Source organism: Lysobacter cavernae, from assembly GCF_042648505.1.
GTDB lineage: Bacteria > Pseudomonadota > Gammaproteobacteria > Xanthomonadales > Xanthomonadaceae > Lysobacter_L > Lysobacter_L cavernae.
Window position 1 is genome coordinate 127647 of sequence record NZ_JBHRXK010000003.1, and the last position, 12688, is coordinate 140334.

10 protein-coding genes and 1 riboswitch are annotated in these 12688 nt (G+C 67.3%); of the genes, 3 read left to right on the plus strand and 7 right to left on the minus strand.

Translation table 11 applies throughout. The features are described 5' to 3' along the window. Nucleotides 1-51 precede the first annotated feature (51 nt). The 4 genes from metF to metK form a co-directional block, all read right to left on the minus strand. Nucleotides 52-876: a methylenetetrahydrofolate reductase [NAD(P)H] gene (gene metF, locus ACFOLC_RS07750; RefSeq protein ID WP_386758674.1), complete on the minus strand. Its 825-nt coding sequence runs from the start codon at nt 874-876 to the stop codon at nt 52-54. A 175-nt stretch (nt 877-1051) separates the two neighbouring features. After that, entirely contained in the window at nt 1052-2500 is a 1449-nt protein-coding gene (gene ahcY / locus ACFOLC_RS07755) for an adenosylhomocysteinase (RefSeq protein ID WP_386758675.1), read from the minus strand. Between the two features lie 60 nt (nt 2501-2560). Continuing rightward, nucleotides 2561-2641: riboswitch (S-adenosyl-L-homocysteine riboswitch) on the minus strand. A gap of 174 nt (nt 2642-2815) precedes the next feature. After that, complete coding sequence (locus tag ACFOLC_RS07760) at nt 2816-4423, minus strand: SDR family NAD(P)-dependent oxidoreductase (RefSeq protein ID WP_386759024.1); 1608 nt, start codon at nt 4421-4423, stop codon at nt 2816-2818. A 273-nt stretch (nt 4424-4696) separates the two neighbouring features. Continuing rightward, the gene (gene metK / locus ACFOLC_RS07765; protein ID WP_386758676.1) at nt 4697-5935 is read right to left on the minus strand and encodes a methionine adenosyltransferase; all 1239 of its coding nucleotides are present in this window, start codon (nt 5933-5935) and stop codon (nt 4697-4699) included. Nucleotides 5936-6276: 341 nt separating this feature from the next. Between metK and ACFOLC_RS07770 the strand changes: the two genes are divergently transcribed. The 3 genes from ACFOLC_RS07770 to ACFOLC_RS07780 all read left to right on the plus strand — a co-directional run bounded on the left by ACFOLC_RS07770 (nt 6277) and on the right by ACFOLC_RS07780 (nt 10104). Further along, on the plus strand, nt 6277-8013 hold the full coding sequence (locus tag ACFOLC_RS07770; protein WP_386758677.1) for a lysophospholipid acyltransferase family protein: 1737 nt from the start codon (nt 6277-6279) through the stop codon (nt 8011-8013). Next, complete coding sequence (locus ACFOLC_RS07775) at nt 8010-8840, plus strand: UDP-2,3-diacylglucosamine diphosphatase (protein WP_386758678.1); 831 nt, start codon at nt 8010-8012, stop codon at nt 8838-8840. The genes ACFOLC_RS07770 and ACFOLC_RS07775 overlap by 4 nt, the downstream gene beginning before the upstream one ends. A gap of 166 nt (nt 8841-9006) precedes the next feature. Next, nucleotides 9007-10104, plus strand: coding sequence for a metal-dependent hydrolase (locus ACFOLC_RS07780; protein WP_386758679.1), 1098 nt, complete (start codon nt 9007-9009; stop codon nt 10102-10104). Nucleotides 10105-10238: 134 nt separating this feature from the next. On the opposite strand, the gene ACFOLC_RS07785 is transcribed toward ACFOLC_RS07780, so the two are convergent. The 3 genes from ACFOLC_RS07785 to dusB form a co-directional block, all read right to left on the minus strand. Next, nucleotides 10239-10550, minus strand: a complete 312-nt coding sequence (locus tag ACFOLC_RS07785; protein ID WP_386758680.1) for a hypothetical protein — start codon at nt 10548-10550, stop codon at nt 10239-10241. 251 nt (nt 10551-10801) lie between these two features. After that, entirely contained in the window at nt 10802-11635 is an 834-nt protein-coding gene (locus tag ACFOLC_RS07790) for a class I SAM-dependent methyltransferase (RefSeq protein WP_386758681.1), read from the minus strand. A 36-nt stretch (nt 11636-11671) separates the two neighbouring features. Continuing rightward, nucleotides 11672-12670: a tRNA dihydrouridine synthase DusB gene (gene dusB / locus ACFOLC_RS07795; protein WP_386758682.1), complete on the minus strand. Its 999-nt coding sequence runs from the start codon at nt 12668-12670 to the stop codon at nt 11672-11674. Nucleotides 12671-12688 lie beyond the last annotated feature (18 nt).

A 12688-nucleotide genomic window follows, 5' to 3' on the forward strand; every position in this document is an offset into this window, starting at 1 on the left:
TGCTCGCCGCGACGTCAACGGCGTGTGTGCCGACCTCGTCGGCGTCCGGGCTCAGGCCAGGCGCGCGATCACGCTCAGCGTCGGCTTGGACAGGTTCAAGGTGTAGAAATGCAGGCCCGGCGCGCCGCCCTCGACCAGGCGCCGGCACATCGTCGCGACCAGGTCGGCGGCGAACTCGCGGATCGCCTCGACATCGTCGCCGTAGGCCTGCATGCGCTTGCCGATCCAGCGCGGGATTTCGGCGCCGCAGGCATCGGAAAACCGCTTGAGCTGGCTGAAGTTGGAGATCGGCATGATGCCCGGCACGATCGGCACGTCGATGCCGAGCCGGCGCGCGTCATCGACGAAGCGGAAGTAGGCGTCGGCGTTGTAGAAGTACTGGGTGATCGCGCCGTCGGCGCCGGCATCGACCTTGGCCTTGAAGTGGCGCAGGTCGGCGAGCGCGTCCTCCGACTGCGGGTGGCATTCGGGGTAGCAGCCGACTTCGATGTGGAAGAAGCCGTCGTGTTCGCGGCGGATGAATTCGACCAGGTCGGTGGCGTAGCGGAATTCACCGGCGTGGCCCATGCCCGAGGGCAGGTCGCCGCGCAACGCGACGATGCGCCGGCAGCCCATGGCCTTGTAGCGTTCGATCAGCTCGCCCAGTTCGGCGCGGGTGCCGCCGACGCAGGACAGGTGCGGGGCCGCGTCGAGACCGTGCGTCTGGTGCAGGCGCTCGACCGTTTCGGGCGTGTAGCTCAGCGTCGAGCCGCCGGCACCGAAGGTGCACGACACGTACTCCGGGTTCCGGGTCTTGAGCTTGGCCGCGGTCTTGTCGAGCTGCGCGCGCTGCTCGTCGGTCTTGGGCGGGTAGAACTCGAAGCTGATCTTGGTCATGGCGGGTCCGGGCGCGGAATGTCGGCAGTATATCGCTCCATCGCGATGGCTGTGTAATTGAATGCGTGGCAGAGGGCCGGTCGCAGGCGCGAGCGTTTGGCCTTGTCGGTCGACCAAACGGAAACGGGCGCCGAAGCGCCCGTTTCCTTGAATCGTCAACTACCGCCGATGCCGATCAGTAGCGGTAATGCTCCGGCTTGTAAGGACCATCGACCGACACGCCCAGGTAGGCGGCCTGCTCGCTGGTGAGCGTGGTCAGCTTCACGCCGATCTTCTCCAGGTGCAGGCGCGCGACTTCCTCGTCGAGCTTCTTCGGCAGGATGTAGACCTTGGCTTCGTACGCGTCCTTGTTCGCCCACAGGTCGATCTGCGCCAGCGTCTGATTGGAGAACGAGTTCGACATCACGAAGCTCGGGTGGCCGGTGGCGCAGCCCAGGTTGACCAGGCGGCCTTCGGCCAGCAGGAAGATCGCGCGGCCGTCGGCGAAGGTGTACTTGTCCACCTGCGGCTTGATGTTGAGCTTGGTCACGCCGGCGAACGCGTTCAGCGCATCGACCTGGATCTCGTTGTCGAAGTGGCCGATGTTGCAGACGATCGCCTGGTCCTTCATCTGGCTCAGGTGGGCGATGGTCAGCACGTCCTTGTTGCCGGTGGTGGTGACGTAGATGTCGCCGCGGCCCAGGGTGCTCTCGACGGTGTTGACCTCGAAGCCTTCCATCGACGCCTGCAGCGCGTTGATCGGGTCGATCTCGGTCACGACTACGCGCGCGCCATAAGCACGCAGGCTGTGGGCGCAGCCCTTGCCGACGTCGCCGTAACCGCAGACCACGGCGACCTTGCCGGCCAGCATCACGTCCATCGCGCGCTTGAGGCCGTCGGCCAGCGACTCGCGGCAGCCGTACAGGTTGTCGAACTTGGACTTGGTGACCGAGTCGTTGACGTTGATCGCGGGTACCAATAGGTTGCCTTGCTCGACCATCTGGTACAGGCGGTGCACGCCGGTGGTGGTCTCCTCGGAGACGCCCTTCCAGTCGCGCACGACGGTGTGCCAGAAGCCCGGGCGTTCGACAGCAACGCGCTTGAGCAGGTTCTTGATCACCTGCTCCTCGTGCGAGGACGCGGCTTCGTCGACCCACTTGCTGCCGTTCTCGAGCTCGTAGCCCTTGTGGATCAGCAGGGTGACGTCGCCACCGTCATCGACCACCAGCTGCGGGCCGAGGTGCTTGTCGGCGCCGCTGCCCGGGAAGGTCAACGCGTCGAGCGTGCAGTCCCAATACTCTTCCAGCGACTCGCCCTTCCACGCGAACACCGGCGTGCCGGTCTTGGCGATCGCGGCGGCGGCGTGGTCCTGGGTCGAGAAGATGTTGCACGACGCCCAGCGCACGTCGGCGCCGATGTCCTTCAGGGTCTCGATCAGCACCGCGGTCTGGATGGTCATGTGCAGCGAGCCGGTCACGCGCACGCCGGCGAGCGGCTTGGCGGCGGCGTACTTCTTGCGGATCGACATCAGGCCCGGCATCTCGTGCTCGGCGATGTCGAGTTCCTTGCGGCCGAAGTCGGCCAGCGAAATGTCAGCGACCTTGTAGTCACCCTCGGTCGAGAAGGTTTTTGCGACAGCGTTCATTGGATAGCTCCGAAGTTTGAAAAGTCCGGCCGGTCAGGCGGGGCTCCCGCGGGTGTTCGCGGACATCGGGCGCGGTTGGAACGGTAGGGTAGGCCGAGCCTGGCCGTGCTCTGTGTCACGGTCGCAGCGCCCCTCGGCGAACGGACAGGATTGTACCGGTTGTCGGCGCGCCGGGCGGCTATGTTCGCCGCTCGGGGCGGCCGGTTCAGGCTTCGCTCTGCGGTCGCGAGGGGGGGCGCAGCCCTTTCCCGCGCTCCGAAGGAAGTTCCCTTTGGGGACAGGCGAGCCAAGGACGGCATGCGGCGCGGACGGACCTCACCAATCCGTCGGCTTGTAGTCCTTCAGGAACTGCCCCCACACGTGCTCGCCGGTGTTGAGGCCGGCGATGATCGGGTCGACGATGCGAGCAGCGCCGTCGATGATGTCGAGCGGCGGGTGGAAGCGTTCCTCCAGCGTCTTGCGGGTGGCCAGCTCGATCGGATCCTCGTCGGTTACCCAGCCGGTGTCGACGGAGTTCATGTGGATGCCGTCGCCGTGGTAATCGGCCGCGGCGGTGCGCGTCATCATGTTGAGCGCGGCCTTGGCCATGTTGGTGTGCGGGTGGCGGGTGGTCTTGAAGTTACGGTAGAACTGGCCTTCGACCGCGGACACGTTGACGATGTGCTTGTCACGGTCGGGCGTGCGCAGCATCAGCGGCTTCAGGCGCGCGTTGATGATGAACGGCGCGATCGCGTTGACCAGCTGGGTTTCCAGCAATTCCACCGACGGCACTTCGTGCATCAGCAGGCGCCACGAGTTGCGCCCGCGCAGGTCGACCTGCTGCAGGTCCTGGTCGAGCCGGCCTTCGGGGAACAGGTGCTTCTGCCCGAGCAGTTCCTCGGCCAGCAGCGGCACCTGCGACAGCTCGGCGGCGTGGGTCAGTCCGGCCGCTTCGCCGACTGCTTCCGCGCCGGCGCCGCGGCCGATCGCGACCTGCATCGCCGTCGCGTTCGCTTCGGGCAGCAGGTCGTAGCTGCGCAGGCCTTCGTAGCTGCCGAGCAGCTTGCGTACGGCCTCGGGCGTGTCCTTCAGCGCCGCGGTTTCACCGGCCATCATGTGCGCGTAGAACTCCGGCGGGCGGCGCACGGTCTGGCAGGCGTTGTTGATGATGAAGTCCAGACGCGGCAGCCGCGCGCTCAGTTCGCGGCAGAACGCCTCGACGCTGGGGGTGTGGCGCAGGTCGAGGCCGAACACCTCGAGTCGATCGCCCCATTGCTCGAAATCAGGTTCCTGCGCGTAACGTGCGGCGGAATCGCGCGCGAAGCGCGTGGTGACGATCAGGCGGGCTCCAGCGCGCAGCAGCTTGAGGCCGGCCTGGTAGCCGATCTTGACGCGGCCGCCGGTCAGCAGCGCGACGCGGCCACGCAGGTCGGCCAGCTCGGTGCGCTTGGCGAAGTTGAACTGCGCGCAGGCCGGGCACATCTGGTCGTAGAAGTGGTGGATCAGCGTGTACTTCTGCTTGCAGACGTAGCAATGCCGCAGTTCAAGCGATTCGCGCAGTTCCGGCGTTTCGCCGCTAGGGTCGTGCGCCTCGAAGCCGAGCAGCCGGCCGTCTTGCGGCACGAAGTAGTTCGGCGTGGTGAACACCGGGCGCCGGCGCAGCGCGCGGATGCCGGTCTGGTCGAGCATGGCGTCGGCGCGGCGGATGTTCTCGGCGTTGCGCTCGCGCTCGAGCGCCTTGAGTTTCTGCCGGCGCATGCCGGGCTCGGGGTGGTAGACCTGGGCCACGGCCTGGTGCAGGCGCTTGCGATCGTCCGCGGGCATGGCGTCGAGCAGGGTGCGGTCGGCGGCGATCGACTCCAGCAGTTCCAGGGCGGCGCGCAGGCGATCGGGCAGTGTGGGGTCGGCGGCGTCCATGGGCGAAGGTGCGGCGGGCGTGGCGATGGTCAAAAGAGCGTAATCCGTATCGAGTTTGCAGGTGCGGCTTCAGCCGCGTTTCTTGGATCGACGATCGACCGGTTTTTCCGGTCGCGGCTAAAGCCGCTCCTACAGAAGCAGAGCGCCTGGCTGGAAAAGGAAACGGGCCGCGAGGCGGCCCGTTTTTCACCTTGTCATCCTGAGCGAAGCGAAGGATCTGCTGTCTGGCAGTGAAGCAGATTCCTCACTCCGCCCCGAAGGAAGTCCCCTTGGGGGACGTTCGGAATGACAAGTGTGGCCTTACTTCTTGAGCCCCGCCGCCTTGCGCAGGTCATCGGCGCGGTCGGTCTGCTCCCACGAGAACGCGGTCGCGGTGTGCTTCTTGCCGGCGCCGTCGACGTAGGACACCTGCTTGGGCTTGCGGCCGAAGTGGCCGTAGGCGGCGGTGTCCTGGTAGATCGGGTGGATCAGGTCGAGCATCTTGACGATGCCGTACGGGCGCAGGTCGAAGTGCTTGCGGATCAGCTTCTCGATCTTGTCGTCGCTGATCTTGCCGGTGCCGAAAGTGGTCACCGAGATCGAGGTCGGCTCGGCCACGCCGATCGCGTACGACACCTGCACTTCGCACTTGTCAGCAAGACCCGCCGCGACGATGTTCTTGGCGACGTAACGCGCGGCGTAGGCGGCCGAACGGTCGACCTTGGACGGGTCCTTGCCCGAGAACGCGCCGCCACCATGGCGGGCCATGCCGCCGTAAGTGTCGACGATGATCTTGCGGCCGGTCAGGCCGCAGTCGCCGACCGGGCCGCCGATCACGAAGATGCCGGTCGGGTTGATGTGGATCTTGTTCTTCGGCAGCGACTCCAGCCACTTCTTCGGCAGCACCGGGCGCAGGACGTGCTCGTACACGCCTTCGACCAGGTCCTTGTGCTTGATGCCCGGGTCATGCTGGGTGGACAGCACGACGGCGTCGAGGCCGACGACGTTGTGGCCCGAGTCATAGCGCAGGGTGACCTGCGACTTGGCGTCCGGGCGCAGCCACGGCAGCTTGGAGTTCTTCTGCTTGCGGATCTTGGCCTGCTGCTCGACCAGGCGGTGCGCGTAGTAGATCGGCGCCGGCATGAATTCCGGGGCCTCGTTGCAGGCGTAGCCGAACATCAGGCCCTGGTCGCCCGCGCCCTGTTCTTCCGGCTTCTTCTGCTTCTTGGCGGTGCCGTCGACGCCGGCGGCGATGTCCGGCGACTGCTTGCCCAGCATGTTGATGATGGCGCAGGTATGGCCGTCGAAGCCGACGTCGGAATTGTTGTAGCCGATCTCGTTGATGACGCGACGCGCCAGCGACTCGATGTCCACCCAGGCGCTGGTGGTGACTTCGCCTGCGACGATCGCCGCACCGGTCTTGACCATGGTCTCGCAGGCCACGCGCGCGCGCGGATCCTGGGCGAGGATCGCGTCCAGCACCGCATCGGAAATCTGGTCGGCGATCTTGTCCGGATGGCCTTCGGAAACGGATTCGGAGGTGAACAGGTAGCTGGACATCGAGGTCAATATCCCTTGATTCGGATGAAAGGATGGCCGCGCATGATACAGGCTCGACCGGGTTGGCGCATTGTGGGGTATTCATATGTTGTTTGTGGGTTAAGGGCGCCCCCTCTCCGGACGCGCTGCGCGCGTCGACCTCTCCCACAAGAGGAGAGGCAAGGGCATGGCAGGCGCTGGATTTCCCTCTCCCCTTGTGGGAGCAGGGCGGGCCGGCCGCGCAGCGGCCAGGGAGCGGGGGGCGGCTGTCACTGCGCTGACCCGAAACCGCCACGTGGTTGTCGCGCGCGCGGCGCAGGCTGCGCCGCGAGACGCCCCGTCGGGGCGACCCGCGACGCCCGATGCAGCCCTTCGAACGCCGCCTGCAAGAACGCTTCCCGCACTGGTTCCGCGGTCGCCGTGCGGGCCTGGCCCGGCCACTGCTGCGCACGCTCGGGCGCTGGTCGCGCTTCGATGCGATCGATGCCTTCCTGAGCACCAATGGCCACCTGCGCGACTTCGCCTTCGTCGGCGCGGCGCTGGATTACCTGCAGGCGCGCTACGTGGCCGATCCGCTCGAACGCCAGCGCATCCCGGTCAGCGGCCGGCTGCTGATCGTCGCCAACCACCCATCCGGGGCACTCGACGCCTTGGCCCTGCTGGACCTGGTCGGCAGTGTGCGCGGCGACGTCAAGATCATCGCCAACGACCTGCTGTCGGCGCTGGAGCCGCTGTCGGGCCTGTTGCTGCCGGTGCGCATCCTCGGTGGCCGGCCGAGCGCGCAGAGCCTGCAGGCGGTCGAGTCGGCTCTGCAGGCCGAGCAGTGCGTGATCGTGTTTCCGGCCGGCGAGGTCGCGCGGCTCGGCCTGCGCGGCGTCACCGATGGGCGTTGGCGCCGCGGCTTCCTGCGCTTTGCACGCAGCACCGGTGCGCCGGTGTTGCCGGTGCGGATCGAGGCGCGCAATTCGGCGCTGTTCTACGGTGCCTCGGTGCTGTTCAAGCCGGCCGGAACCGCCCTTCTGGCGCGTGAGATGTTCGCGCGCCGCGCGCGCCGGGTGGCGTTGCGCATCGGCCGACCGCTGCAGTTGCCGGCCGGGGGCGACCCGGACCGGTTGCTGCGCGAGGTCCGCCGCGAGCTGCACGCGATCGGCACACGCCACGAGCGTCCGGCGCAGCAGGGACCGGAGCCGCTGGTCGACGCGGTCGATCCCGCCACCGTGCGCAGCGGGGTCGAGGCGATGGCACTGCTCGGCCAGACGCTCGACGGCAAGCAGATCCGTGTCGGTCGCCTCGCGGCCGGCTCACCGCTGTTGCGCGAGATCGGCCGTCTGCGCGAGCTGACCTTCCGCGCGGTCGGCGAGGGCACGGGCCAGCGTCTGGATGTCGATATCTACGACAGCTGGTACGAGCACATCGTGCTGTGGGACGCCACCGCGACGCGGATTGCCGGCGCCTACCGCGTGGCCCGCGGCGCGACGGTGCTGGCCGAACGGGGCCTGGCCGGGCTCTACACCGCCTCGTTGTTCCGTTACGCCGATGATGCGATCGCACGGATCGCGCAAGGCATGGAGCTGGGCCGCAGCTTCGTCGCCCCGGACTACTGGGGCAGCCGCAGCATCGACTACCTGTGGCAGGGCATCGGCGCCTACCTCGCGCGCCACCGTAACGTGCGCTACCTGTTCGGGCCGGTGTCGATCAGCGCGGCGCTGCCGGAGCAGGCGCGCGAGCAGATCGTCGCCTACTACTCGCAGTTTTACGGAAGCCGTTGCAATGACAGCGACGAGGCGCGTGCGGTGTCGAGGCAGCCGTTCGTGTACCGCGCCGCGCCGCCACAGTTCGACGCGCTCGACGCGGCCACCGCGTTCCGGGTGCTCAAGGCCAACCTCGATGCCCTCGGCGCGACCCTGCCAATGCTCTACAAGCAGTACACCGACCTGTGCGAACCCGGCGGCGCACGCTTCCTGGCCTTCGGCATCGACCCGGCCTTCAGCGATGCGGTCGATGGCCTGATCGAGGTCGACCTGCAGCAACTGCGGCCGAAGAAGCGCGAACGCTACCTCGGCGCCACCGCGACGGCGGCCACGGAGGCGGGCGGATGACGACCGCGCCGACACCGTTGCCGCCACGCCGGCGCGCGGTGTTCGTGTCCGATGTCCATCTGGGTTCCAGGCACTGCCACGCTGCCGAATTTGCCGACTTCCTCACCGGCCTGCGATGCGATCGTCTGTACCTGGTCGGTGACATCGTCGACCTGTGGTGGATGGCACAGCGGCGCGCGACCTGGGGCTCGGCCCAGCACCGCGTGGTCGAGGCTCTGCACGCGCTGCGTCGCAATGGCACCGAGTTGATCTATGTACCGGGCAATCACGACCGCCCGATCCGCCGTTTCTGTGGCCTCGCCCTGCCGCGCATGTCGATCCGGCGCCGCGCGATCCATGTCGCCGCCGACGGCCGCCGACTGCTGGTCACCCACGGCGACGACTACGACGGCATCACCCACTTCGGCGGCCTGCAGGAGCGCTTCGGCGACTGGCTGTATTACCGCCTGCTCACCGGCAACCAGTGGCTCAACCGCGCGCGCCGACGCATGGGCCATCGCTACTGGTCGCTGTCGGAGTTCCTCAAACGCCGCAGCGGCGCGGCCGAGCGCTACATCGCCCGCTTCGTCCAGGCCGGCTTCGACGATGCGCGGCGACGTGGCCTCGACGGCATCGTCTGCGGCCACATCCACCGTGCCGCACTGTTCGAGCGCGACGGCTGCGTCTACGCCAACGACGGCGACTGGGTGGAAAGCCTGACGGCACTGGTCGAGGACCCGGACGGCACATTGCGCCTGCTGTCGCACACCGGCGAGACGCTGGCGTTGTTGCCGGCGCGGCCGCAAGTCTCCCGGCCACCACAGCTCGGCTGGCCACGAGCGGCTTGACCGGCACCAGGCTTGACGTTTCGAATTCGCAGTCGCGGTGAGGCGAGCATGCGCCGACGAGACGGTGCTGGCTCAAGTCCGGGTTAGCCGTGCGCATCACGTTCGGAGCGTGTCCAAGCACCCGATAGCCGCTGAAGTCCAGACTGGGCTTCGGTAGCATCGCCGCATGGATTCATTGACCCAGATCGTCCTCGGCGCCGCCGTGGCTGCTGCTATTGCACCCCCGCAGCATCGGCGGGCGGCGCTGCTCGCCGGCGCCGTCCTGGGCACCTTGCCCGACCTCGACGTGCTGCCGGTGAACCTGCTCACCGACGATCCGGTGCAGCGCATGACCTGGCATCGCAGCGTCAGCCATTCGCTGCTGGTGCTGCCGTTCGTCGCCTGGGCCATCTGGGCCTGGTGTCGCAGCCGCGGTGGGCGCGTCGCACAGGCGCCGCTGCGCTGGTTCTGGGCGATGCAGCTGGCGCTGCTTACCCACCCGGTGCTTGATGCCTTCACCGTTTACGGCACGCAGCTGTTCTGGCCGCTGCCGCTGAAGCCGGCGATGTGGTCGAGCGTGTTCATCATCGACCCGCTGTACACCGTGTGGTTGCTGTTGGCGTGCGCGGTCGCCTGGCTGGCGCGCGCAGGCCGGCTTGCACAGCCGGCCCTGCTGGCCGGGCTGGCGTTGAGCTCGCTCTATCTGGGCGGTTCGTTGCTCGCCAAGGCCCAGGTCGAACGCGAGGCCGAGCGCGCGCTGGCCCAGCTCAACCTCGCTGATGCGCCGCGCTTCTCGGTGCCGATGCCGTTCAACACACTGTTGTGGCGCGTGGTCGCGATGACCCCGGAAGGGTTCGTCGAAGGCGAGCGTTCGCTGGTGGCCGATCACGGGCCGATGCAGTTCCGCGAGCACGCATCCGATGTGCGTGCCCTGGCGCAGATCTACGACTATCCCAGCGTGCAGCGGCTGCAGTGGTTCAACCGTGGCTTCATGAAGGCCGAGCAGCGCGGCGACCAACTGGTACTGTCGGACCTGCGCATGGGCGCGGAGCCGGACTACACGTTCCGCTTCGCGGTGGCCGCGCGCGACGGCAACGGCTGGCGCGAGATGCCGCCGCAGCAATTGCACTGGCCGTGGCAGGCGGGTCGTCGCCTCGGCGCGATGTGGCAACGCATCTGGCACGCGCCGCCGGGGAGCCGCGAGGTGTCCCATGACAGCATGGCCGGTAAGAACGTGGCCACCTCGTCGGTGGTCACCGGCACGGCGACGAGCCAGCGTCCGTAACGGCTAAGCAAGCAGTGGCCCTCGCATCAGGTTGCCGACGGGGCGCACCGAGGCCATCGGCACGCCGCTGTTGGCCCCGCTGGACGATGACGGGGTCTTGCGGGGTACGCGATATGCCCACCGTGCACGCCGGCTCAGAGGACGTCGGCTCTGTCGCGCTTGATCTGTACCACCCAGGTCCGGCCCTGCACGTCGCGGATCGCGACTTCCTCACCATCCAACAGACGCCGGTAGTTGTCCTTGCCGACGGCGGCAACGAACTTCTTCAACGATCGATCATAGGTGTAGGTGTATTCGGCGAAGGCGGTGCGGTTGCCGAGGATCATCTGGACCTTGCGTTCGCTCAAGCCGGTGATCTGCGCGAGGTCGCCTACCGGATCCTCTGCTGCCCAGACCGGTGCCGCTGCGGCCATCGCGAGCGCGATGCATGCAATCTTGGCTTTCATCCTGGCCTCCTGATCGGAATCGATCCGTCCGCGGCGTTGCGGTGGAGCACCGCAAGGGGAACGCCCCGGCGTGTATCAGAGTGGAATACTGCCGACGCAGATTACACCTGCCATAGGAGGCGATGACTTCCGACCTGTACCGTTTGTCGCATTCGCAATCGACGCATAAGGTCTTCCGGATTCATGCGCATCGGGAGCGCTTTGGCACCCTCGGCACTCGGAAAATCGCATGCCACGTCGGTGCCGGGTGTTCAGTACACCGTGGCGCGTGCCTGCACGAACGCGTAGAAGAAAACCGCGTCGGGATCGTTCTGGACCTGGTGCATTTCACGACGCATGCCATCCACCACGTCCGCGGTGACCTTGCCGGTGGCGAGCAACTGGTCGGCGGCCGACAGCAGCAGCTCCTCCCAGAACGCGATCATCGTCTTGCGTCGCGCCGGTTCGCGGTTGTCGAAGTAGAACGTCTTGACCTGGGTGGTGACGTCGCGGAAACCACCGGCCAGCAGCAGGTTGCCGAGCTTGGCGCCGACGAAGGGATCGCCGCCACTGTCGTACTGGAAATCGTTGAACGCCATCCAGTAGCGCCAGACGTTGGGCGAGTACGGATCGAGCAGGAACGAGGAGTTCATCACCTCGGTGATGTAGACCGGCGCGCCCGGTGCAAGCACACGCCGCACTTCGTTGAGCACGCGCGCGGGCGAGGGCACGTGCTCGAGCACCCAGCACAGGAACGCCGCATCGAAGCTGCGCGGCTCGAACGGCAGCTCGGTGGCGTCGGCTTGCTGCAGCGAATAGCGGCCTTCAAGCCACGGCATGCTCTCCAGGTTGGCGCGCGCCGCGCCCAACTGCGCTTCGTTGAGGTCCACACAGGTCGTGTGCAGGTCAGGAAAGCGACGCAGCAGGATCTCGGTCTGCGCGCCCACGCCGCTGCCGACTTCGAGCAGACGCCTGGCGCCGCTGTAGTCGATGTCGTGGAAGATCGTCGATTCGGCAAGGCGCGCCTGTTTCATCAGCCGGACCTGTTCGGTGGCGGAAAAGCCGTGCAGGTAGGGGAACTCGGTGGCGCTGGAGGATTCGCTCATGATGGCCTCCGCACGGGACTGGAATGACCGGGGCGATCAGGCTGCGACCGCGAGCTCCGGCTTCACTCCGGCGATCAGTGCATCGAAGTAATCGCGGGTCAGGCGGCGTTGTGCCTCTGCCGTCTCCGCGCGGTTCACCACATTCCGGAACGCCGTGTTCTCTGGACGATCCTTGGCATACCAGCCCAGGTGCTTGCGCGCGATGCGCACGCCCGAAGGTTCACCGTAGAACGCGTGCAGGTGTTGCAGATGGCCCAGCAACACGTCGCGTACTTCAGACAGCGACGGCTCGGCCAGCATCTCGCCGGTGGCGAGGTAATGGGCGACTTCGCGGAAAATCCACGGCCGCCCCTGCGCGGCGCGGCCGATCAGCACGGCGTCGCAGCCGGTGTGGGCCAGCACCTGCCGGGCCTTCTCGGGCGAGTCGATGTCGCCATTGGCGAACACCGGAATCGACAGCGCGGCCTTCACCTGCGCGATGGTGTCGTACTCGGCCACGCCGGTGTACTGCTGGTCGCGGGTGCGGCCGTGCACGGCCAGCGCGGCGATGCCCGCCTGTTCGGCGATGCGGGCGATGGTCAGGGCATTACGCTGGTCGGCGGCCCAGCCGGTGCGGATCTTCAATGTGACCGGCACGTCCACGGCCTTGACCACGGCGTCGAGGATGCGGGCGACCAGTTCTGGCTCGCGCATCAGCGCCGAGCCGGCCCAGGCGTTGCACACCTTCTTGGCGGGGCAGCCCATGTTGATGTCGATGATCTGCGCGCCATGATCAACGTTGTAGCGTGCGGCCTGCGCCATCACCTCCGGCACGGTGCCGGCGATCTGCACGCTGATCGGCGCCGGTTCGCCGTCGTGGTCCATGCGGTGGCGCGACTTGGCAGTGCTCCAGAAGCGCGGGTCGGACGTGGTCATCTCCGACACGCACAGGCCGGCGCCCATGCGCTTGCACAGCACCCGAAAGGGTTTATCCGTGACGCCCGCCATGGGCGCCAGGATCAGCGGGACGTCGATGGCGTGGGGGCCGATGCGCATGCGGCCATTGTACCGGGC